The organism is Corynebacterium diphtheriae (assembly GCF_001457455.1).
Taxonomy (GTDB): domain Bacteria; phylum Actinomycetota; class Actinomycetes; order Mycobacteriales; family Mycobacteriaceae; genus Corynebacterium; species Corynebacterium diphtheriae.
Window position 1 is genome coordinate 421795 of record NZ_LN831026.1, and the last position, 22997, is coordinate 444791.

Annotated in this window: 21 protein-coding genes and 4 pseudogenes; 16 read left to right on the forward strand and 9 right to left on the reverse strand. The window is 54.9% G+C overall.

Features of this window, described 5'->3' with window-relative positions; all coding sequences use genetic code 11:
• Nucleotides 1–88: 88 nt before the first annotated feature.
• Nucleotides 89–262 carry a hypothetical protein gene (locus AT687_RS02115; RefSeq protein ID WP_021334867.1) on the reverse strand — a complete coding sequence of 58 codons (174 nt, stop codon included), beginning with the start codon at nt 260–262 and terminating at the stop codon, nt 89–91.
• A gap of 309 nt (nt 263–571) precedes the next feature.
• Here AT687_RS02115 and AT687_RS12355 point away from each other — a divergent pair.
• A pseudogene (locus AT687_RS12355) lies at nt 572–1377 on the forward strand (IS3 family transposase); the annotation flags it as partial.
• A gap of 87 nt (nt 1378–1464) precedes the next feature.
• On the opposite strand, the gene AT687_RS02125 reads toward AT687_RS12355, so the two are convergent.
• Nucleotides 1465–1821 (reverse strand): LPXTG cell wall anchor domain-containing protein, encoded by a 357-nt coding sequence (locus AT687_RS02125; protein WP_227889264.1) that lies wholly within the window; start codon nt 1819–1821, stop codon nt 1465–1467.
• Nucleotides 1822–2082: 261 nt separating this feature from the next.
• Between AT687_RS02125 and AT687_RS02130 the strand changes: the two genes are divergently transcribed.
• A complete protein-coding gene (locus tag AT687_RS02130; protein ID WP_014318673.1) occupies nt 2083–3243 on the forward strand; it encodes an RtcB family protein in 1161 nt (386 codons plus the stop codon).
• Between the two features lie 137 nt (nt 3244–3380).
• On the opposite strand, the gene AT687_RS12765 is transcribed toward AT687_RS02130, so the two are convergent.
• Nucleotides 3381–4364, reverse strand: a complete 984-nt coding sequence (locus AT687_RS12765; RefSeq protein WP_014318674.1) for a Fic family protein — start codon at nt 4362–4364, stop codon at nt 3381–3383.
• 339 nt (nt 4365–4703) lie between these two features.
• Between AT687_RS12765 and AT687_RS02140 the strand changes: the two genes are divergently transcribed.
• The 3 genes and pseudogenes from AT687_RS02140 to AT687_RS02165 all read left to right on the forward strand — a co-directional run.
• Nucleotides 4704–4937, forward strand: coding sequence for a hypothetical protein (locus tag AT687_RS02140; RefSeq protein ID WP_014310021.1), 234 nt, complete (start codon nt 4704–4706; stop codon nt 4935–4937).
• 27 nt (nt 4938–4964) lie between these two features.
• Nucleotides 4965–7677, forward strand: a pseudogene (locus AT687_RS13480) (DNA methyltransferase).
• Between the two features lie 83 nt (nt 7678–7760).
• Nucleotides 7761–8114: pseudogene (locus AT687_RS02165) on the forward strand (DEAD/DEAH box helicase); the annotation flags it as partial.
• 82 nt (nt 8115–8196) lie between these two features.
• On the opposite strand, the gene AT687_RS02170 reads toward AT687_RS02165, so the two are convergent.
• From AT687_RS02170 to AT687_RS02190, 5 genes are all read right to left on the reverse strand, one after another.
• Nucleotides 8197–9117 (reverse strand): dihydrodipicolinate synthase family protein, encoded by a 921-nt coding sequence (locus AT687_RS02170; protein ID WP_014317587.1) that lies wholly within the window; start codon nt 9115–9117, stop codon nt 8197–8199.
• 34 nt (nt 9118–9151) lie between these two features.
• Nucleotides 9152–9985 (reverse strand): ABC transporter ATP-binding protein, encoded by an 834-nt coding sequence (locus AT687_RS02175; protein ID WP_004566806.1) that lies wholly within the window; start codon nt 9983–9985, stop codon nt 9152–9154.
• A 5-nt stretch (nt 9986–9990) separates the two neighbouring features.
• The gene (locus AT687_RS02180) at nt 9991–11979 is read right to left on the reverse strand and encodes a dipeptide/oligopeptide/nickel ABC transporter permease/ATP-binding protein (RefSeq protein WP_014318679.1); all 1989 of its coding nucleotides are present in this window, start codon (nt 11977–11979) and stop codon (nt 9991–9993) included.
• Complete coding sequence (locus AT687_RS02185; RefSeq protein ID WP_004566809.1) at nt 11979–12944, reverse strand: ABC transporter permease; 966 nt, start codon at nt 12942–12944, stop codon at nt 11979–11981. Before AT687_RS02185 ends, AT687_RS02180 begins: the two co-directional genes overlap by 1 nt.
• Before the next feature lie 241 nt (nt 12945–13185).
• Complete coding sequence (locus AT687_RS02190; RefSeq protein ID WP_014318680.1) at nt 13186–14808, reverse strand: ABC transporter substrate-binding protein; 1623 nt, start codon at nt 14806–14808, stop codon at nt 13186–13188.
• A 335-nt stretch (nt 14809–15143) separates the two neighbouring features.
• Here AT687_RS02190 and AT687_RS02195 point away from each other — a divergent pair, with 335 nt between their 5' ends.
• Genes AT687_RS02195 through nagB form a run of 5 tightly spaced genes read left to right on the forward strand, consistent with a single transcriptional unit; the run spans nt 15144 to nt 19494 of the window.
• Nucleotides 15144–15884 carry a FadR/GntR family transcriptional regulator gene (locus AT687_RS02195; RefSeq protein ID WP_014318681.1) on the forward strand — a complete coding sequence of 247 codons (741 nt, stop codon included), beginning with the start codon at nt 15144–15146 and terminating at the stop codon, nt 15882–15884.
• Between the two features lie 16 nt (nt 15885–15900).
• Nucleotides 15901–16785, forward strand: coding sequence for an ROK family protein (locus tag AT687_RS02200; RefSeq protein ID WP_014318682.1), 885 nt, complete (start codon nt 15901–15903; stop codon nt 16783–16785).
• A gap of 28 nt (nt 16786–16813) precedes the next feature.
• A complete protein-coding gene (locus AT687_RS02205; RefSeq protein ID WP_014318683.1) occupies nt 16814–17509 on the forward strand; it encodes an N-acetylmannosamine-6-phosphate 2-epimerase in 696 nt (231 codons plus the stop codon).
• 35 nt (nt 17510–17544) lie between these two features.
• Nucleotides 17545–18681 (forward strand): N-acetylglucosamine-6-phosphate deacetylase, encoded by a 1137-nt coding sequence (locus AT687_RS02210; protein WP_010934354.1) that lies wholly within the window; start codon nt 17545–17547, stop codon nt 18679–18681.
• 33 nt (nt 18682–18714) lie between these two features.
• Nucleotides 18715–19494: a glucosamine-6-phosphate deaminase gene (gene nagB / locus AT687_RS02215; RefSeq protein WP_014301436.1), complete on the forward strand. Its 780-nt coding sequence runs from the start codon at nt 18715–18717 to the stop codon at nt 19492–19494.
• A 94-nt stretch (nt 19495–19588) separates the two neighbouring features.
• On the opposite strand, the pseudogene AT687_RS13590 reads toward nagB, so the two are convergent.
• A pseudogene (locus AT687_RS13590) lies at nt 19589–19864 on the reverse strand (HtaA domain-containing protein); the annotation flags it as partial.
• 307 nt (nt 19865–20171) lie between these two features.
• On the opposite strand from AT687_RS13590, the gene rpsH reads away from it, so the two are divergent.
• The 6 genes from rpsH to rplO are packed head-to-tail and all read left to right on the forward strand — an operon-like array spanning nt 20172 to nt 22837.
• Entirely contained in the window at nt 20172–20570 is a 399-nt protein-coding gene (rpsH, locus tag AT687_RS02225; protein ID WP_014301438.1) for a 30S ribosomal protein S8, read from the forward strand.
• Nucleotides 20571–20585: 15 nt separating this feature from the next.
• Complete coding sequence (gene rplF / locus AT687_RS02230; RefSeq protein ID WP_004566822.1) at nt 20586–21122, forward strand: 50S ribosomal protein L6; 537 nt, start codon at nt 20586–20588, stop codon at nt 21120–21122.
• Between the two features lie 2 nt (nt 21123–21124).
• Nucleotides 21125–21532: a 50S ribosomal protein L18 gene (gene rplR, locus AT687_RS02235; protein WP_014301439.1), complete on the forward strand. Its 408-nt coding sequence runs from the start codon at nt 21125–21127 to the stop codon at nt 21530–21532.
• Between the two features lie 40 nt (nt 21533–21572).
• Entirely contained in the window at nt 21573–22199 is a 627-nt protein-coding gene (rpsE, locus tag AT687_RS02240) for a 30S ribosomal protein S5 (protein WP_004566825.1), read from the forward strand.
• A gap of 3 nt (nt 22200–22202) precedes the next feature.
• Nucleotides 22203–22388 (forward strand): 50S ribosomal protein L30, encoded by a 186-nt coding sequence (gene rpmD, locus AT687_RS02245; protein WP_004566826.1) that lies wholly within the window; start codon nt 22203–22205, stop codon nt 22386–22388.
• Nucleotides 22389–22390: 2 nt separating this feature from the next.
• Nucleotides 22391–22837 carry a 50S ribosomal protein L15 gene (gene rplO, locus AT687_RS02250; protein ID WP_004566828.1) on the forward strand — a complete coding sequence of 149 codons (447 nt, stop codon included), beginning with the start codon at nt 22391–22393 and terminating at the stop codon, nt 22835–22837.
• Nucleotides 22838–22997 lie beyond the last annotated feature (160 nt).

Sequence of the window (22997 nt, forward strand, 5' to 3'; positions counted from 1 at the left end):
GTAGGAAGTAACGGAAGGATGTTTCCTATGCTAGCTAAGAAGAAGTACCCCTGACTTTCACAATTTGGTTTAGTCCGCGAGTTTCGGCTTAAGCCTCAAGGATTGTGGCGATGAGGCTCGCGGTTTCTTCGTTGATCTCGGGTGGGATGTCATAGCAGTGTGTGCCGGTGCCGGTATCAACGGCGGCGTGGCACAGACTTTTAAGACGCTCCACTAGTTTCGGCGCGGTCACACCACTTGTGAGGTATATGTGGTTTGGCATGGCTAAAGCCGCCATCACAACCGTCACGTGAGCACGGATAGCGTCGTGCGTATGGTGGAAGATTGGTCGCGTCCGCAAATCGGGTTTGAACTGCTCCCCTTTAGTTGGACTGAGAAATCAGACACCGACTAATAGGGGGTGTTTCTTTTGAGCACACGAAGTTCTCTGTCAGAGGAACAACGAGAACAGCTCGTTGGCCTATGTGAGCAAGACTTGGGTTTTACGGCTGCGGCACGTCGGATTGGGGTCCGGCGCGCCCCAGTTCGTAGTCTGTACCATCACCGACTTCTCCATGGCAGGCTATGTCTTGTGGAGAAACTTCGGGCGGAAAATGCCTACCTAAAAAAATTGCGGGACTTGAAAAACCAACGGCGAGGCTAAAGACCAAAGTCATCGTCATCCTCACATCAGAGCATCGACTCGATGATCTATTAGAAGCAGCAGGCTTAGCAAGGTCGACGTACTTCTACCACCAGCAACGCCTAGACTAGCCAGACGTACATGCCGAGCTTAAGGGACGTCATCACGGCTGTATTTGAAGATGAAGCACTACTGTGGCTACCGTCGGGTCCACAGTGAACTTGCGTCAACGAGGTTGGGAGATAAACCACAAGCTCGTCTACAAACTCTTGGACTGCAACGTCACGCCAGAACAACCCAACACAGTATGTGTTAGTGATGTCACCGAGTTTTTAGGTGGCTGGCATCAAGGGTTTATCTTTCATAGATCATGGATTTAAGCGACCGGAGTATTCTGGCACACGAGTTGTCGACATCCCCGTCAACGAAGTTGATGTCTACTTCGTTAAAGAATGCGATCACGTGGCATAAACATGGCAAAGGATTGATGGTGCACACTGACCAAGGGTTCTAGTACCAGCATTCCAGTTGGCGTTAGTTAATTGAGTCTATTGGTGGTGTGCAGTCGATGTCGCGTGAGGTCAACTGTTACGACAACGTGGTGATGAAAGAACTTCTTCGGTCATCTCAAGACCGAAATGTACTACGGCGAGTACTTCGCCAGTGTTGATGAGTTTTATAGGGTCGTAGATGATTACATCTTCTGGTATAACAGCGCACGGCTTCAACAACGGTTCAAGGGCCTGACCATCTAGAATTAAACCAGTCCAACTTCCGGGGGCTAGTTCATGATGTGAGGTCCTTGCTTTTCTACAACTTATAATTCAAGCCAAACTACGAAGCTAGCTTTCTTTGCGACGCTTTAATACCAAAACTAATCCAAGAAGCATCAACAACGATGCAGCGAGAACCAGTCCCATAACGCTTGCACCAGTTGCTGCGAGCATTTTCTTTTCGGGCACCGCTTTATTCGATGTCTCTTTTGGTACTTCAGATTTAGCAGCAGTCGGCGTTTGAGACTCTGGTGAGTGCGCACTAATCGAGGAAGATCCCGCAATGATCGGCAAAAGGGCAACTCCGACCCCGATTACTGCAGCGGGAACAAGAATCTTCCACCAAGCATCCTCGTTTTCGTGGCGGGGTGAATTTCCTTGCATCATCAATCGCATGTAGAAATCGCGCACATCGTGTAGGCGCACACGCAGCACTAATAGCCCGAAAGAAGAACAAGAAAGCATAAAGGAGGCGAACCGCGATGATGACCCATAACAATCAGCCGCTAGGACGCCTCTTTAAGCAACTCTTCTAACAGGCTGACTTGACCATTTCCCGGGAAAGCGGCCCTGCTTATCTCGGACGTTGGTGCGAGCCGCGCGACCCGCGCACAACTCACAAGTCAGCCGCCCAAGCAGGCCCTTTCTCACGAACTGCGTTACGCAAACGCAGAGAAAGGCTCTCTTATGCGCCTGCACAACTTCGCCTCCATTGTTGAAGACAAGACGGTGGCGCAGGCACAACTCGTCGCTGACCTGCCCTTCGTCTACCCACACGTGGCGCTCATGCCTGATGCCCACTTTGGCAAAGGCTCTTCGGTCGGCACCGTCTTCGGCACGCTGCGCGCCGTCATCCCGGCGGCTGTCGGCGTGGACATCGGCTGCGGCATGATCGCCGTGCGGACCCACCTCACGCACGCGGATATCCAGGACTTCGCTCTCGAGGACCTGCGCACCGCGGTCGAAGATTCCATTCCGCTCTCGCCCGGAAACTACAACGGCTGGATCATGGACCCGCGCACCGAGGCCCGCACACGCGAGCTCGCGCAGTTGGCCCAGGACACCGGCGTGGATCTCGGCCACTCCAAAAACTGGCGTCAGCAGCTGGGCAGCTTGGGCGGCGGCAACCACTTCATCGAGCTGTGTCTCGACGAAGATGACCGCGTCTGGCTGTTTCTGCATTCTGGCTCGCGCGGCGTGGGTAACAAGATTGCACAGAAGCACATCAAGGCCGCGCAGCGCCACTGCGAGAAGCACTGGATCCAGCTCGCGGACAAGGACCTGGCCTACCTCGTCGAGGGTACGCCCGAGTTCGACTCCTACATTGCGGATCTCCACTGGGCACAGCACTTTGCGCTGCTCAACCGCGATGAGATGATGGACCGCTTCCTCGACTGCGTCGCCACCTGGTCCGGCGCGGATCGCGAGACCCTCGAGCTCGAGCGCATCAACTGCCACCACAACTACACCCAGCGTGAGAACCACTACGGTAAGAACGTGTGGCTCACACGCAAGGGCGCCATCAAGGCGGACGAAGGCAACCGCGGCCTCATCCCCGGCTCGATGGGCACCGCTAGCTACGTCGTGGAAGGCAAGGGCTACGCGCCGGGCCTCAAGTCTGCGCCGCACGGCGCCGGCCGCGTCATGTCTCGCACCCAGGCCAAGGCCCGCTTCACCGAGGCGGATCTTGCCGCACGCATGGAAGGCATCGTCTATCGTTCCGGCGCCGAGTTCGTCGATGAGATTCCGGACGCCTACAAGGACATCGACCGCGTGATGGCCGATGCCGCCCAGCTCGTCGAGGTCAAGCACACCCTGCGCCAGATCCTCAACGTCAAGGGCACCTAACCTGCGCCATGATGGGACCGTCACTTTTAGTGGCGGTCCCTTGTGAGCTTTGCGACGCCCCCTCCTGCAGCGTCGCACCAGCACGACGCTTTGCCTTATGCAAGGAAACGAAGTGCGTGACCACTATTGGTTACTGCTTATTTATCGCGAAGGGCTGGAACTGCTCGGCCGGTCGGAGGGGAAAGTCGAGTATTAAACTGCGTCGAGGCGAGTTGGCGTTCAGCATCGTCGACCAACATGAAAACGTCGTCAGCGAAGTAACCGAGAAGCCCGCCCACACCGATTACTTTCTTACGTAGAATGCCAGCGTCGGTGAGTGAATCGAGAGCATCTCGGGCCGTGCTTGTCGATGAAATCCCCAGTTCGGACTTCACGATGGGCACCGTGACCAAAGGCATTGCAGGAAGCTTCTTGAGCAGTTGGAACTCCGTCGAATTCGATTTCAATGCGCGCGTGCTTCCTTGCGCAGTGCGGTGGTGATTGACCTTGTCCATCCATTCTGCTTCTAGGGCGGCGACGCTATCCGCAAGTTCAGCTGCTTTGGTAGTGGCGACTTGTGCAGCCTCGACGAAGAAAGAGATCCATGCCAGCACGTCACCCTCGCGGAATTTCGTGAGTCCGTCGACGTAACGGTCACCGAGCGTTGCCAGAACCATACTGACGGGGAGAATCGCAGCATCGGTGAGCCCTCTGCGTTGCAAAAGCGCGTGAATCATGGCTCGCCCCACGCGTCCATTCCCATCCGGGAATGGGTGGATGGTCTCGAACTGTGCATGAACGAGCGCTGCTTGAACAAGCGCGGCGTGGTCTGCCCCGTTGAAGTATTCAATGAGATCGTCGAGGAGTCTTGGGACTTGTGCAGGAGGCGGGGGGACAAAAGCCGCATCGAGGGGGTGATAGTCAGACCCGCCAATCCAGTTTTGAGTAGTACGTACTCCTTGTAAAGGCTTTTCTGCAACGAGCGCAGTCTGCATTGCAACAATGTCATCCAGGACCAGCTCGTCTTTGTAAGCCAAGTCCGTATTGATGGTGTCGAGGATGGCGACATTGCGGGCGACAGCTGTTGCGGATTCTTTGAAACCCCGAATTTCGGAATCTGATTCACGCGCGAGGATCGCCATGGCCACTTTGTCGGAGTTGGGAGCGATTCCCTCGATCCGGGAGGAAGCGACGGCCTCAGAACGGAGCAGGAGTCGCGCAACTCCTTCAAGGGAGTGGGTATTGTCTCTCCTCCCAAGATTGTGAATCTCCCGCTCGATGCATTGGGGATAAGACTTATCCCGGTAGATTGATATCTTAGTTTACTGGGATAGCTGTTATCCCGGTGGACTGCGAGCGCAATGCGCCAGATAACTCTTATCGTGAGTCACTGCTTTGTTAAAGACTATTGGAAACAGAACGATGCTTCGTAAGACACTGGATGAGCGGAAAAGATTAACGGAGTTCCAGTAACCGGTAAGATGCTTCAATGCTTTGCTGACGGGGCAGAAGCCGGATATAACCTCGAAGTCTTGCGTAAACGGGGACGACTGATTGCTAAAGGATATTCTTCTTTGTGGTCGGCACCAGACTTGGAACAGGAAGGCTCCGAGAATCCGGCATTACGCCAAGTAAGCCTTGTTATGCTTATCGAAGGTTTGTCTGTGGTTGCCCTTGATCGTGGTCTTGCCCAGTTGAGCTGCAAATATTGGTAAATGGGTAATGGGAATAGAGGCGGCACAATGGCAAAGTTGAACCTGCGCGCAGTCGAGGAACGAACGTCGAAACTAGGCGGCCGTGCCGAATATGATCGCGAGTTCTTGTTCGATTTGCTTGAGGCCTATGGCCGCGCCAAATCCTCAATTACGCGACTGCGGTCGGGCAATCTCGATGTCGCGCAGGATCCATCGCGAGAAGTAGCGCAGAAGAACGTTGTTTACTTCCATGAATCAGAGCCGGGGCAGGCTTTCGATGATCTTGTTCGGTTGTCGACTGCGGCTCACGTCACTCGGTACGCTCCGCGCTTCGTCATCGCCACGGATTACTCAGAGCTTGTTGCGCTTGATATGAAGACCTAGGAGAATCTCAAGACTCCGATTGGTCAGATTGATCAGCACTTCACGTTCTTCCTTCCGTGGGCGGGCATGGAGAAGGTCCAGTATGTCAGCGATTCGCATGCTGATGTCCGTGCCGCAGAGAAGATGGGCAAGCTCTTCGATGAGCTTCTCGAGGCAAATCCGAACCTTGCAGACGGAAAGGCTGGCGTTCACAGTCTTAACGTATTCTTTACTCGTCTTTTATTCTGCTTCTTTGCGGAAGATACCGGCGTCTTTGCACCGGACGTGTTTACGACTGCAATTGGTTCGCAGACTCAGGCCGATGGCAGCGATATGCGTGATTTCCTCATCGCAATTTTCCATGCATTAGATACTGCTAATGCCGGCGATAAGCCTGCCAATTTGAGGGACTTCCCATATGTCAATGGTCGCTTATTTAGCGAAACAGCTGACATATCTGTTCCAAAATTCACAGGAAAGGCTCGCCAGCACCTGATTGAGCTCGGTACTTTGAACTGGAAAGATATCAACCCGGACATTTTTGGTTCGATGTTCCAAGCGGTTGTTACCCCTGGCCAACGCTCGGACATGGGGCAGCATTACACCTCGGTGCCAAATATCCTGAAAACTATTGAGCCGCTGTTCCTTGATGAACTTAAAGAAGAATTTGATGCAGCCTTCGATAGTGTTAAGCGCCTGAACAAACTTTATGATCGTATCGCAAGTATCAAAGTGTTCGATCCGGCTTGTGGATCCGGAAATTTCCTTGTTATTGCCTATAAAGAGTTGTGCCGGTTGGAGCATTCGATTCTTGAGCGAATGGCAGTCCTTGACCAAAAGTACAGCGTGCTTTGGTCTGACTCGCGTATAAATATTGAAAATTTTTACGGTATCGAAATCGATGACTTTGCTGTTGAGATTGCAATCCTTTCGATGTGGATTGCTAAGCATCAAATGAATACTGAATTCTGGAAGAAATTTGGTAACTCTATTCCATTGATTCCTCTTAAAGAGACTGACCGAATTAGATCAGGGAACGCTGCGCGTCTCGATTGGGGTTCGGTATGCCCCAACAATGGAACAGACGAAATCTATGTGATTGGTAACCCCCGTACGGAGGAGCTAAGAAGCTGTCGGAAGGGCAGAGGGAAGATTATTCATACGTATTTGGGGGACGGCCGTACTCAAAAAATTTGGACTACATTGCGCTTTGGTTTGTGAAGGGGGCAGACTATCTGGCCAACTCTCGTGCTTCACTTGCATTTGTTTCTACAAATTCTGTAGTCCAGGGTGAGCATGTTTGCCTTGATGTTCCCCATGATCTTCGAACTGGGGATTGAAATCGGATATGCCTATACATCATTCAAATGGGAAAATAACGCGAAGTTTAACGCGGGTGTGACGGTTGTTGTTGTTGGTTTTAGAAACAGAAGTAATCGGAAAAAATACCTTTATAAGGAAGGTGTACGGCAAGAAGTAGGACACTTGAATGGATATTTGTCGGCGGCTCCTGATGTTTTTGTTGAGCGGCGTAAGAAGCCGTTTGGTGATCTCCCGCAAATGTCTTTTGGCAGCATGCCGAGGGATGGGGGACATCTTTCTTTAACGTCGGCGGAGCGAGACTTGATTCTGGGTGAGCATCCTGAAGCGGAACAATTTGTGAAACGATTTGTTGGATCTGCTGAATTTATTAATAGTATTGAGCGATATTGCTTCTGGATATCGGAATCCAAACAAGAGGAAGCATGCGCAATTTCCTTTATCAAGCAGCGGCTCGAGCAAGTTGCCGCGTTTCGCTTGACTAGTAAAGCACCATCAACGGTGAAGTATGCGCAACGCCCTGGGGAGTTTGTGCAGCGGGCTTATAAGCCGACCAATTCAATTATTGTGCCTAGGGTCTCTTCAGAACGTCGTGAATACATTCCAATCGGATATCTTGGGCCAGATACGGTGATTTCAGACGCTGCATTTGCCGTTTACGATGCAGAACCCTGGCTGTTTGCGCTGCTTACGTCGAAGATGCACATGGTTTGGGTCCGAGCCGTTGGCGGCAAGATGAAGACTGACTACCGATATTCCAATACGATCGTGTACAACAACTTTCCTGTTCCGGAGTTATCGATCCGAACGAAGGCGGACCTTACAACGGCGCGCTCTCCGAGTGCTCGATGTTCGTGAGTACCACAGTGAATTCAAGCTTGCCGAACTTTATGACCCAGATAAAATGCCGGATAATCTACGGCAAGCGCATGCTGAGGTGGACGATGCCGTCGATAAGCTCTACTCCGCTCGCCCGTTCGAAAGTGATGAGGCTCGATTGTCGATGCTCTTTGCTATGTATAAAGAGGCAGTTGAAGTGGAAGAAGCTGTGGGAGCGAAAGTTAAGCGGAAGAAGTGAGCGCGAAGAGCTTTAGTCAGGCGGTAGAAAACGTTGTCACCGTTGAATATGCACAGTCGGGTACGTCAGTTAACACTGATGGAATGGGTATGCGCGAGATGCAGCGCCGCGTCTTTGAAGAGCGCGCAGCCCAGTATCTGCAGATTAAGGCGCCGCCGGCATCCGGAAAGTCGCGTGCTCTGATGTTTGTGTCGTTGGATAAGTTGTTCAATCAGGGGCGTAAGAAGATAATCGTTGCCGTGCCGGAGCGCTCCATTGGTGCATCGTTCGCTAGTACAAAGCTGATGGCGAACGGGGTCTTCGCGGATTAGGAAGTCGAGGATTATAACAATCTGTGCACACTGGGAGCCTCGGCAAGTAAGGTCGATGCATTTATCAAGTTTTTGCAAGGGCCTGATCCGATTCTGGTGTGTACACATGCGACCCTGCGCTTTGCTCCTAGAACCCAAGTTGTAGTTGATAAACCAAAACCCTCCCTTGCTTATCGTGAGAGTGACAAGTAGGGAGGGAAAAGGATTTTTAGAGGACCTCGGTGGCCTTCAGAATCTCAGCGATTGCATCGCGGGATGGGGCGTCGTCGATAGGTGCCAAAGGCATGGACATCAGGTTCGAGGAGAAAATACCCATGAGTTCGAGGGCGGTCTTGAAGGACCCGACACCTGCTGCTGGGCCAACCTTGCCGATAGGCTGGAAGACGATCTCAAACAGGGCAGCGAGGCGTTCTTGTTCCTTCTGGACGGTAGCCCAGTCGCCGGCCTCCGCAGCCTTCCACATGCGGACGTAGCCGGCGGGATCGACGTTGCCAAGACCTGGGACACAGCCGTCGGCACCTGCGATGAATGCGCCGTCGACTACTGCCTCGTGGCCGGTGAGCAAGGTTAGTGGGGAACCTGCCTTCTTGTTCAGCATGACAAGGCGACGGAAGGAGACGTCGTCGCCAGAGGAATCCTTAACGCCTGCCAGAACCCCCTCAGAGCCCAACTTGACCAGCAGCTCAGGGGAGAGCTTAGTGTGTACGCACACTGGGATATCGTAAGCGATGACAGGAAGAGACGTTGCTGCAGCTACCGCGCGGAAGTGAGCCTCTACCTCTGCAGGTCCGCAGATGGCGTAGAAGGGGGCGGTGGCAACGATGGCGTCTACACCTGCTTCTTCAGCAGCCTTGATGTGGCCGAGCATGCGGTTGACCTGCATATCGATCACACCGGCGTAGACAGGCACACGACCAGCTGCGATACGGACAATTTCGCGGATGACAGTTGCGCGGTCTTCGTCAGACAAGAAGGCAACCTCGCCGGAAGAACCCAGAGCGAACAGGCCGTCAACACCACCAGCAATGAGGTGCTCAACGAGGCGCTCGAGAGCTTCGAAATCGATGCTGCGATCGGACTTCATGGGGGTGAGTACTGGTGGGATGATGCCCTTAACGATGGAAGACATGATAGGAAAAATCCTTTCAACAAAAGCGTAAGTTTTAGAGGAATGACGGGGTAGCTGCGAGCAACGTGCGAGTGTAATCCGTCTTAGGGGCGGCAAAGAGCTGCTCAGTGGGTTGTTCTTCCAAAATCTCACCTTTATACATAACGCACATGCGGTCTGAAATGTAGCGGACGGTGTTGATGTCGTGAGAGATGAAGACCAAGCCGAGGCCAAGCTCGGTGCGTAGGTCAGAGAGCAGGTTGAGCACCTGGGCGCGAACGGAGACGTCCAATGCGGAGGTGGGCTCGTCGGCGATGATGAGATCAGGTTCGAGCGCTAACGCACGAGCGATAGCAACACGCTGGCGCTGACCACCAGAAATCTGACGAGGCAAAACGTCGAGCGCCGATTGCGGCAAACCAACGAGGCTTAACAACACCTGCACGCGGGTAAGGCGTTCTGCCTCGGTGCCGATCTTGTGCACGCGCAGCGGATCAAGGAGCTGTTCCTTCACCGTCATACGAGGGTTCAAAGCAGTAGCTGGATCCTGGAACACCACGGAGATCGCACGGCCGAGTTCCTTGCGCTGATGGCCGCTGCCGGTCATCTTGGTTCCATTGAAGAATACTTCGCCGCTGGTTGGCTTTTGCAAACCAACCATCACGCGGGCCAACGTGGACTTACCGCAGCCGGATTCGCCCACAATGCCGACGACCTCGCCACGATCGACGTGGAAGTTCACGTTCTTGTTGGCGTGAACCGTATCGGGGCGAAACAGTTTGCCGGTACGAGTCTTGTGAATAACGTTGACGTCTTTGAGCTCAATTAGGGGGGCATCGGAGCTGCGTCCGGTGAGACGTTCTCGAGACTGTTTCACATGGTTCGACATGATGACTATTCTCCTTTGCTCTGCATCGCTGCTAGGAGCTCATCGGTAGCAGCCCAGCGGTGGGTGGACGTTCCGTCGATAGCACGCATGACTGGCTTCTGGTTGAGACCAAGCTGTGGGTGGCTAGAACGTGGTGCGAAGCGGTCGCCTGCAACAAACTCGCGAGGGCTTGGAACTGTACCAGGCACCTGGTAGAGGCGAGATGCGCCGGATTCAATGGACAACACAGCGCCGAGGAGGCCGCGGGTGTATTCGTGGTGTGGATCGGCAAGAAGCTCGCGGGTATGACCCTGCTCGACAACCTGACCTGCGTACATGACGGTGATCTTGTGCGCGAGCTTAGCAACCAGTGCTAGGTCGTGGCTGACGAAGATCATGGAGAAGCCGAGTTTTTCACGTAGCTCGTTGAGCAGGTCCACCACTTGGTGCTGCACGGTGACGTCGAGAGCCGTGGTGGGCTCGTCGGCAATGAGCAAGCGAGGGTTGCGGGTCAACGCCATAGCGATAAGCACGCGCTGGCGCTGGCCACCGGAAAGCTCGTGAGGGTAAGACTTCAAGGTACGAACTGGATCCAAGCCCACGAGCTCCATAAGCTCTTCTGCAGTGCGCTTGCCGCCGCGGCGAATCAGCTGGTTGAGCTGAGTGCTAATCAGCATTGAGGGGTTCAAGGAGCTCAAAGCATCTTGGTAGATCATGGCCATGTCGTGGCCGCGCAGTGCGTTGCGCTCGTCAGCGGACATTTCCAGCAGGTTCTTGCCGCCGTAGAGAATCTCACCGGTGATAACAGCGGTTGGAGGCAACAGACCCATGATGGTCATAGCGATCAAGGACTTACCACAGCCGGACTCGCCAACCAGACCCATGGTTTCGCCTGGCGATACCGTGAAGTTGACCTTGTCCACGATCTTGACATCGCCGTGGGCATTAGGGAACGCAATGCTGAGGTCTTTGACCACGATCAGAGGTTCTTCGCCACGGGTGTAATTGAGGCGACGATCCTCCGACATTTCCGCATCATGCAGCTTAGCCAGCGAGGTGTTCAAAGCCTTGGCTGCTTCTTCCTCAGTGGTATGACCCAAGGTGTTGCGCTTGTCGATCGTAGGATCGTTGTCGGAAACAGCTGCGGTGCGCTTGATACGAGGCGAAGCCATGGCATCGGTCAGGCCCTCGGACAGAATGTTCAAAGCGAGCACTGTCAGCAGAATCATCAAACCTGGGAAGAACGTAGGCCACCATGCACCGGAGAGCAGAAGCTGCTTGCCGTCGGCCAAGATGTTGCCCCATGAAGGCTCTGGTGGCTTCACACCAGCGTTAATGAAGGACAAGGAAGCTTCGAAGACGATGGCGTCTGCAACCAGCACGGTAGCGAACACGGCGATAGGAGCAATTGTATTGCGTGCAACGTGCTTGAGGAGGATGTGAGGAATACGAGCGCCCATCACCTTGGCGGCAGCAACGTAGTCTTCGCCAAACTCGCTCAAGATATTAGCGCGAACCACACGAGACAACTGTGGGACGTACAGGAAGCCGATGGCAAACACCAGCACAGGAAGCGAGGTGCCAAAAACTGCGACGAACACGGCTGCCAAAGCGATGCCTGGGAAGGACATAATGATGTCCAAAATGCGCATCAAAACTTCGGAGACAACCTTGCCGCCAGTAGCAGCAACGGAGCCCAGAACAGCGGCAGCCGCGAGAGCTGCTGCGGTAGCGCACAAGCCGATGACGAGTGAGGAACGGGCGCCGAAGGCGACACGAGCGAAAATGTCACGACCGATGGCGTCAGTACCGAACCAGTGCTCACCACTTGGTGGCTGAACTGGGGTAGAAGAGGCGAGAGGGTCATAGCTGGAGATCAATGGCGCAAAGATTGCCATTGCAGCGATGAGAGCGAGGAAGATCAAAGCGATCTTAGAGGCTACAGGCAGGGACCTTAGGCCGGTAAAGCGGTGGCCGGCTTTGGTTTCGAGGTTTTCTGTCAGGTTGCGTCGCATTAGATGCTCCTGATGCGTGGGTTGACGAGCACGTACAGCATGTCAACGATGATGTTAATGATGATGAAGGCCACGGCCACGGTAAGTGTGACGCCCTGGACGAGGAAGACGTCGTTACGCGTCACACCGTCGAGGATCAGCTGACCCATAGCCTGGATGTTGAAGATGATCTCGATGATCACGGCACCACCCATGAGGTAACCGACGCGAAGGCCGAGAACCGTAATAGGGGTAATCAAAGCATTGCGCAAAACATTTCGAGAAATAACTTCTGACTTCGGAATACCCGAACCGATAGCGGTACGGACATAGTCTTTGTCGAGTTCTTCCACCATGGCGGTACGCACAACACGAGTCAACGAACCGGCAACAGGAACGCCGAGCGCGAATGCTGGAAGGAAGATGTTGTTGAAGTAGATCTGAGGGTTTTCCGTCATCTTGGTCCAGCCGGTAACAAGGGCCGGGAATAGGCCCCACGCGCCGGGGATCGTACCCAGCCACTGGATGAGCAAGATAGCCAACCAGAAGGAGGGGGTAGCAAGTGCTGCGATGGAGACGATACGGATGACCTGGTCAGGCCAGCGATCGCGGTACAGTGCAGCGATAACGCCGAAGACGAGGGCGAAGACAACTGCGATGAGCAGGCCCCACATAGTCAGCTGCAAGGTGATAGGGAATGCGCGGGCTACAACGTCGGTGACGGGGGTGTTACCAGTGGTGGTACCCAAGTCGCCGTGCAACATGTCGCCGAGGAAGTGGAAATAACGGACAAGGAGGGGATCGTTAAGGCCGTGGGATTCCCGATACTCTTCGAGAGCTTCAAGCGATGCCGTCTCTCCGAGCGCCAAACGCGCTGGGTCGGCTGGGCTGAAGGACATGATGAAGAATACGAGGAACGTCACACCGAGAATCATGATCGGCAACGCGACGAGGCGCCTACCAATCAGACGGAGAAGGTTAGACATGTGCGTAATCCTGACTATCGGAACTGTTATCTACAGCTAAAACCGCTGAACCACGTACATTGCGTGCAACCAATTGAGGGGGTTGGAATATCTTATTCAGCGCTTGCTGGACGAAAAATGTTTGCCGGTGGCTGTGCTATTTATGCCACCGGCAAAGAGATAAAAGGTGGCGGGGTTCCCCCTAGGACCCGCTCTAGGCGATGTGTGGAAAAAGATTGGGAGCTAGGGGGAAGATTGAGTGCTACTGAGTGGTGCCAACACCCGAGAAGCTCAGGCCGGTCAGGGAGATCGGCTTGAAGTCAACCAGCGTGCTTGCATCCCACGCGGTTGGAGCCTTGCGGTGTAACAGTGGGTAGAGAGGAACGTTCTCGGAGATGATGTCGAGAGCCTCGTGCCACTTGTTCTTCTGCTCGGACTCGCTGGTAGCCGCAAGGCCTGCGTCGAGAACCTCCTGAAGCTTGGTGTAAGCCTCGGTACCCTTCCAGTGCATACGGGTGTCGGTCCAGGTGTCTCCGGAGTACCACCAGCGCATGAGCAGGTCAGGGTCGGTGCCGAATACAGATGGGTCGCCAGGTGCGATCACAACGTCGTAAGCCTCTGGCTTGCCGTCGATGGTGTTGTACACATCCGAAGACTTCTTCTCGGTGAAGTCGACCTGAATACCCAAGGCGGTCAGGGATTCCTGGATCAATGGGGTGCACTTCTTAACCCAGTCGTGGTCGGTGCACAGCATGCGCAGCTTGGTCAGGCCAGTCTCCTTGAACAAAGCCTTTGCCTTTTCTGCATCGTGCGAGTAAACAACCTTGGCCTCGTGGTACTGAGGGTGCTCCTTGTGGAGGAAGGAGGTAGGTGCGGTTGCTTGGCCGAGCAGAGCGGTCTTGATGACCTTGTCCATGTCGATGCCGTAGAGGAATGCTTGGCGGTTCTTCAAGTCGCTGAATGGGTTGGACTTGTCGTTGTTGAACATTGCGAACAGCAAGCCGAAGCCCTGAACGGATTCCACAGTGTGGGTGCCCTTGAGCTGATCGATGGAGAGGTAAGGAACCGAGTCGATAGCCTGAACGGACTTGGACTGCAAAGCATTGGTACGGGTCGAAGCGTCTGGGATGATCTGCCAGACCATGTTCTTTGCGCGAGCTGGCTTAGGGCCGTTGTAGTCCTCGAAGCGCTCGAACTTCACGGTCTTAGAGGTACCGCCGTTGTCGGTCATCTTGTAAGGGCCGGAACCGATTGGGTTAGCGGAGAATGCGTCAACGTCCTTCTCAACAGCTGCCTTAGGAACGATCTTGACCACAGCAAGGCGGCTCGCAAAAACGCCAGTCTCGGTGGAGAGCTTGAAGACGACAGTCTTGTCGTCCTTCTTCTCAACACTGGTGATGAATGGAATGAAGGAGGCGTACAGACTCTTGTTGGCCTTATCTAATACGCGCTCGAAGGAGAAGACAACGTCATCGGCGGTGACTGCGCTGCCATCGTGGAACTTGGCGCCGTCGCGAAGCGTGACCTCTACCTCGGTGCCGGAAGCCTTTGGCATTTCCTTAGCCAAAGCTGCGTAAGTTTCGCCCGTGGCTGGGTCGATTTCGGTCAGACCCTCGAGGGTATGCCAGTTAGCAGCAACTGTCAGGGCTGCGGTGGTAGACATTGGGTCGTAACCATTGGTGCCCAACTCGTAAGAGATTGCTGCGTTAATGGTGCCATCATTATTGGCAGATCCGGCTGCTGCTTGGCTGCCGGATGCGGAAGAACCGCTGTTATCGGGGGCACACGCCGAGAGGGTGGCGGCGAAGCCTGCTGCGAGTCCGACTGCGCCGGAGATCTTAAAGAAATCGCGGCGAGAGTAGCGGCGCTGTGAATCCATGCTCATAGGAGTTTCCTTTCCCAAGTGAGGAATTAGCATCGAGAGTCGATCTACAAAGCATCCTACATCAGACGTCTGATGTCAGGGGTGAAAATGTGTTAACATCACACCTGAAAGCCACGGATCGCGCTTTCTCAACCCCCATTCCATTGCGGTTCGGCATGTCCAAGCACAGCGGTGACATGGAGAAATGGGAGGCCAACGGTCTGCGACACAGCACTTTTGAAAGTGATTCTCACCGATTACTAGGGGTAAACATCACAAAAGCCCCCCAAAACCAGTGATTTATCTCTCCTCAAAGTCAGCAACAAAGTACCCCTGTACGGAACCAAGGAGTCACCGTGAAGGACCATTCTGGGACCAGCTTCGGCAAAAACCCCACCGTCTTAGCTATCGAAAACTACATACGCGAAAACGGACTCACACCAGGAGACGTACTCCCCTCAGAGGCCGCAATCTGCGAGCACCTGAGCGTATCCCGCTCCTCAGTACGAGAAGCAATGAGGACACTCGCCTCCCTTGACGTGGTAGAAATCCGCCACGGACACGGCACCTACGTCGGAAAAATGTCCATGGCCCCACTCGTCAACGGCATGGTTCTCAGGTTGACACTCAACGAAAAATCCGCGATCGAAAACCTCCAACACGTAGTAGGCATGCGCATCGCCCTCGACCGCAGCAACGCCCAAGAACTCGCCGCCTATTACAAAGGGCGCGAAACCCCTAAGCTCGACCAAATCGTGGAAGAAATGAAAATCCAGTTTGAGCGCGGAGAATCCTTCGAACGCCAAGACTTCCTCTTCCACCAACTACTCAACAACCATCTCTCCAACCCACTCATGCAGGAATTCTCCATGGCACTGTGGGAAATTCACACCCGCGTCGTGCCACGGCTAGGACTACCCAACCCAGAAGACATCTCCAACACCGTCCAAGCACACGCACACATGGTAGAAGCACTGCGCGCAGGAGACGTCGACAAGCTGCTAGAAACCATCGACGAGCACTATCAGCCACTGCTCAGCATCCTAGAAAAGAACCGACAATACGTCGAACAAACAGCGCACGCAGCCGAATCATAGAAAGGCACCCCCACCTATGACACACGCACTCGGTGTCGACATCGGCGGTACCAAAATCGCAGTCGGAATCGTAGACACCACCGACCCCACCACCGTAATCAGCCGACACATCGTACCCACACCCGACAACGACGTGATCGACCACGTACGCGACGCGATCGCCCACATCATCACCCCAGAAGTAACCAGCATTGGCATCGGCGCGCCGGGTGTTATCGACGAAACCACAGGCGTAGTCGTCTCCTCCGGTCCCACCATGCAAGGCTGGGCTGGCACACGCATCGCGGATACTATCGCCGCGGAATTTTCGCTACCCGTCGCCGTGCATAACGACGTCCGCGTCATGGGGCTCGGCGAATCCATCTACGGCGCCGGACGCGACTACACCAACGTACTCTTTGTCAGCCTTGGGACCGGTGTCGGCGGCGCCATTGTTCGCGACGGGCGCCTCGTAGCATCCCCGCACCACACTGCAGGCGAACTACGGGCACTCATCGGCAGGCTTCCCGACGGCCGCGCAGACCTCCTAGAAAACTTCGCCGCAGGACCCGGCTTGGCACAAAGATTCGGTGAACGCTACCCCGAACACGCAGGCCGTGACCTGCGATTCATCATGGAGCTCTACCATGCAGGAGACATCCACGCCCGCGACTACATCACCGCAACACTTGCAGCAGCTGGCGAAACCATCGCAGGATTCGCCAGCGCCATCGACGTAGACGCCATCATCATCGGCGGCGGAGTAGGCAACATCGGCGACGCCATCATCAAACCATTTGCCCACGGATTCGCAGCCCATGCCATTCCACCGCTGGGCACGATCCCCATCCGGCAAGCACAACTTGGCACCGACGCGCCGATCGTCGGCGCAGCACACCTTGGCTACAGCGCCATCGAATAACACGCAATAACTATTGAAGGAGAAAACCATGGACCGTAACGAATTTATTGGCCAAGTACGTGGCAGCCTGATCGTCTCAGCACAAGCCCCAACAGGCCACCCACTGCGCGACACCCGCACCATCGCCTTCCTGGCAAAAGCTGCAGAATACGGTGGATCCACCGCCATTCGCTGCGGCGGCTACGGCGGACTCGACGACATCGCCGCAGTACGCGAAGCCGTATCCCTGCCTGTCATTGGCCTCACCAAAGAAGGCGACACCGGCGTGTACATCACCCCCACCGTTGCCTCCGCAGTAGCAGTAGCACAAGCAGGTGCAGACGTAGTTGCTATCGACGCCACCCTGCGCCCCCGCCAAGACGGATCCACCTTCAAAGAACAAGTAGATGCCGTTCATGCCGAAGGAAAACTCGCCATGGCTGACATCGCTACCGCCGAAGAAGCCGTCCAAGCACACCGCGACGGTGCCGACATCATTTCCACCACATTGGCCGGATACACCGAGCACCGCGAAAAGACTCACGGCCCCGACATCGAGCTCATCAAGGAAATCCGCGAGCTTCTAGGCGATGAGGTCTTCCTGATCGGCGAAGGCCGCTTCCACAGCCCAGAGCACGTCAAGCAAGGATTCGCTGCAGGTGTCGATGCCGTTATCGTCGGCACCGCGATCACCGACACCGCGTGGGTTACCACCCAGTTTGCCAACGCAGCCCGCGGAAACTAACACCCCCACACATCACAACCAAGGAGTACCAAGGAATGAAACAGATCATTGGTGACCTGGTCACTCCAGCCGGTGTTCTACCGCACCATCGGATAGACATCGACTCTAACGGAATGATCGCAGCGATCACACCAGCACCAGAAGTAGATAACCCACCCCTCGTGCTGCCAGGTCTTGCCGACATCCACAATCACGGTGGAGCAGGGGAGTCCTTCCCCAACTCCGACTACGACGGATGCGTGATCGCCGCACGCCACCACCGCGCACATGGCTCGACCACGCTGCTTGCGTCGACAGTATCCATGCCCGAGCACACCCTACTGCCGCAACTATCCCTCCTAGCGGATCTTGCCGACGCCGGTGAAATCGACGGAATCCACGCCGAAGGCCCCTTTGTTAACCCGTGCCGCTGCGGCGCACAAGACCCAGAAGCGATCATCCTAGGCGACCCAGAACTGTTCAAGAAAATGATCAGAGCGGCACGCGGCTGGCTCAAATCCATGACCTTCGCCCCCGAAACCGCACACGCCAAGGAAATCATCGACCTCTGCGCCGAAAACAACATCATCGTCTCCCTCGGACACACCGACGCAGACTTCTCAGTCACCGAACAAGCCCTGTCCTACGCAGTAGCAGCCGGTGCAACTGTGACCGCAACGCACCTATTTAATGCAATGCCAGCAATACACCACCGTGACCCCGGTGCAGCCGCAGCGCTTATCGACGCCGCAGCTCGAGGCAACGCCCACGTAGAACTAGTCGCCGATGGCATCCACCTCGATGACCACACAGTGCGCATGGTCATCGACTCCGTAGGTGCGGATCGAGTGAGCTTTGTCTCCGACGCGATGGGCGCAGCAGGAAAAGAAGACGGGGACTACGTTCTCGGAGCCCTCGCCGTCACCGTGAAAGACTCCGTCGCACGACTGACCACCACCGACGGCAGCGAAGGCGCTATCGCAGGCGGCACCTCACGTGTGATCGACCAAGTACGCCGACACGTCGCCGCAGGATTCCCCATAGAAGACGTAGTCAAAGCCGCAACCGAAGGAACCCGAATCCTCGGATTACACGACCGCGGGGCCATCGAAGTAGGAAAACGCGCAGACCTTGTCCTATGCAGCGGCGACTTCCATGTCGACCACGTGCTCATCAAAGGCGAGGATATCTAAGGCCACAAGCCTCCTCAAAGGAAAGAGAAAAACATGGAGATCGTAATCACCCCCACCAAGGACGACGCCGCTCGTATCGCCGCCGACATCCTAGAAGAATACGCACGTGAAGGAAAGACCCTGGGTCTTGCTACCGGATCTACTCCGCTAGGCACCTACCAAGAGCTCATTCGTCGCCACAATGAGGAAGGCTTGTCGTTTGCCGAATGCCAAGCATTTACTCTCGACGAATACGTCGGATTGCCTCGCGAACACGAACAAAGCTACTACAGCACCATTCGACGGGAATTTACTTCGCATATCGATATCCCAGACGAGAAGGTGTTCAACCCTGACGGCACCGCAGAACACCCAGGACAAGCAGCACAGGAATACGATCGCCTGATCGTAGAAAAAGGCGGTGTTGACATTCAGATTCTTGGTATCGGAACCGATGGTCACATTGCTTTTAACGAGCCAACCTCGTCTATGGCAAGCCGTACGCGTATCAAGACGCTGCACCCAGACACGGTACGCGATAATTCTCGATTCTTTGATGGCGACGAATCACAAGTTCCACACCACGTGATGACCCAAGGAATCGGTACCATCCGCGAGGCCCGACACCTGCTGATGCTCTGCTTTGGCGAGAATAAAGCAGATGCAGTCAAAGCAATGGTGGAAGGGCCAGTCGCCGCCGTGTGCCCAGCATCTGTTTTGCAGCTGCACGAGCATGCCACTGTGATTGTTGATGAGGCAGCGGCAGCAAAACTTGAGCACACTCAGTACTACCGCTATGCGCTAGAGAATAAGCCAGACTGGCAACGCTTCTAATCGCATAGAATAAGGAGCGCTCCTGAACTGCTCCCCATAATCCGGACTGAGAAATCAGAAACCAAATTGTGGGGAGTTTTTCTATGCATCCACGCAGCAAGCTGCCAATGTCGAACGCTGCAATCATGAGCGAGAGCACTGTGGACAGCGTGCCCAAAATATTCGACAACGAAAAGCCGCCTGCGGATGATCCTGATTCGGAAGTGTTCGAATCTTCAGAACCTTCATGTTTATTCTTGAGCTTTTCCAAAGCAGACTCATCGCTGGATTCCTTCACCGCTGGTGGCTTGTTGGAATCGACAAGTTTGACCAAGGAGTAGACCTCACTCGTGTCATCGCTCTTGTTGTAGTGCGGCTCAATGATGGCGCCATGGGGGTGGGGTTAGTTCTGATGTGGACCGCTTTGACGTGTAAAAAATATTTTGACTGATTTCTTGTGATTTGCTTTTTTGATGTGTAACCTCTTTCTTTGGTCTTGTGGGTAACTACATCTAGGCCACCATGTAAATTTTCAAACCTACTTTGTTGTAGGCCCCTCGCCTTATGCGACCGCGTGAATAACAGGCAGCGAGCACCTCAGCTACTGAGCTAGGGGAGCGCTAGTGGCCCTCAAGAGCGCGGTTAACGCCGTTAAAGGTGGGTAGGAACCGCAACGAGAAAGGCGCCAGGTCACTTCTATGACCATGACTGATCCAATCGCCGACATGCTGTCGCGCGTGCGCAATGCTAACAATGCGCACCACGATGCAGTGTCGATGCCTTCTTCTAAGCTCAAGGCAAACATCGCCGAGATTCTGAAGTCTGAAGGCTACATTGCTGACTACAAGGTTGAGGACGCAAAGGTTGGCAAGACCTTGACCCTCGACCTCAAGTACGGCCCAAACCGTCAGCGTTCCATCGAGGGCGTTCGTCGTGTTTCTAAGCCAGGTCTGCGTGTGTATGCAAAGTCCACCAACCTGCCACAGGTCCTCGGCGGCTTGGGCGTGGCCATCATCTCCACGTCCCAGGGTCTGCTGACCGATCGTCAGGCTACCGAGAAGGGTGTAGGCGGAGAAGTTCTCGCCTACGTCTGGTAAGGGAGGAGACGAAACATGTCACGTGTAGGTAAGGCACCTATCGCAATTCCATCCGGCGTTGACGTAAAGATCGACGGCCAGCATGTTGAGGTCAAGGGTCCTAAGGGCACCTTGGATCTCACCATCCCAGAGCCAATCGTCGCTTCTATTGAAGACGGCCAGATCAGCGTCGTTCGTCCGGACGATCACCGCAAGAACCGTTCTTTGCATGGTCTTTCCCGCTCGCTCGTTAACAACATGGTTGTTGGCGTTACCGAGGGTTACACCATCAAGATGGAGATCTTCGGCGTTGGTTACCGTGTTGCTCTGAAGGGCAAGAACCTTGAGTTCTCTCTCGGTTACTCCCACCCAGTGCTGATCGAGGCACCAGAAGGCATCACGTTCGCCGTTGATGGCAACACCAAGTTGTCTGTCTCCGGTATCGACAAGCAGAAGGTCGGACAGATCGCCGCCATTATCCGTCGTCTGCGTAAGGATGATCCTTACAAGGGCAAGGGTATTCGCTACGAAGGCGAGCAGATCCGTCGCAAGGTCGGAAAGACGGGTAAGTAAGCATGAGCAACACCGAAAACAACAACGCAAAGCGTCTTCCAGTGGGCAAGGATATCTCCACCCGCCGTCGTATCGCTCGCGCACGCCGTCACGACCGTATCCGCAAGAACCTGCGTGGCACCGCCGAGACCCCACGTCTCGTCGTGCACCGCTCTTCTCGCCACATGCATGTTCAGGTTATCGACGACATCGCTGGTCGTACCCTGGCTGCTGCTTCCACCTTGGAAGCAGAAGTACGCGCACTTGAGGGCGATAAGAAGGCTAAGGGTGCAAAGGTCGGTCAGCTGATCGCCGAGCGCGCACAGGCTGCTGGCATCACCGCTATCGTCTTCGACCGCGGTGGCTACAAGTACCACGGCCGTATTGCAGCTTTGGCTGATGCAGCTCGCGAAGGCGGTCTGAAGTTCTAATGACTGCTATCTCCATGAACCTCAACGGAAGGATTGCGTAATGCCGGGACGTGAACGGCGTGACGGCGGACGCTCCGCCGACGACAACCAGAAGAAGAACGACCGCCGCGGCGGTCGCCGCGATGATCGTCGCAACCAGCAGCAGGACGAGCGCTCTCAGTACATCGAGCGCGTCGTGACCATCAACCGTGTGTCCAAGGTCGTGAAGGGTGGTCGTCGCTTCAGCTTCACCGCTCTCGTGATCGTTGGCGACGGCAAGGGAATGGTCGGTGTTGGTTACGGCAAGGCCAAGGAAGTTCCAGCTGCAATCCAAAAGGGTGCAGAAGAAGCTCGTAAGAACTTCTTCCGCGTTCCAATGGTTGCTGGCACCATTACTCACCCAGTTCAGGGCGAGGCTGCAGCCGGCATCGTTATGATGCGCCCAGCTGCTCCTGGTACCGGTGTTATCGCTGGTGGTGCTGCACGTCCAGTCCTCGAATGCGCAGGCGTTCAGGACATTCTGTGCAAGTCTCTTGGCTCCGACAACGCCATCAACGTGGTCCACGCCACCGTTGCTGGCCTGAAGCAGCTCAACCGCCCAGAAGAGGTCGCCGCACGTCGTGGCAAGACCTTGGAGGAAGTTGCTCCAGCTCGTATGCTGCGCGCTCGCGCAGGACAGGAGGCTTAAACCATGGCCCTGAAGATTACCCAGCACAAGGGTTTGGTTGGTGCTAACCCAAAGCAGCGTAAGAACATGGCTGCTCTTGGCCTGAAGCACATCAACCACTCCGTAGTACACCAGGACACCCCAGTCGTTCGCGGCATGGTCAATGTGGTCCGCCACATGGTGTCTGTTGAAGAAGTGGCAGGGGAGTAATAATGAGCGAACCAATTAAGCTCCACGACCTGCGCCCAGCAAAGGGTGCAAACAAGCCAAAGACCCGCGTTGGCCGCGGTGAGGCTTCCAAGGGTAAGACCGCAGGTCGCGGTACCAAGGGCACCAAGGCTCGCAAGCAGGTTTCCGCTGCTTTCGAGGGTGGTCAAATGCCGCTGCACATGCGTCTGCCAAAGCTCAAGGGATTCAAGAACCCTGCAAAGGTCTACTACCAGGTCGTCAACGTTTCCGACCTCGAGAAGGCTTTCCCACAGGGTGGCGACATTGCTGTAGCTGACATCGTTGCAAAGGGCCTCGTTCGCCCTAAGCAGCCAGTCAAGGTTCTTGGTAATGGCGAGATCAGCGTCAAGCTGAACGTCACTGCAACCAAGTTCTCCAAGTCTGCAGTTGAGAAGATCGAAGCCGCTGGCGGCTCCGTGACCGAGGCTTAATTTTAAGCTTCACCGAGCTGGTAGTTACTCACTATGAGTAGCTGCCAGCTTTTCTTGTATATAAACCACAATGCCAAGATGTGCTCGGGATAACAAAATTAAAGAAATGTAAGCTGCGACCTTTATTATCGAAGGGTTGGTTTAACCCCGCTATCGCTAT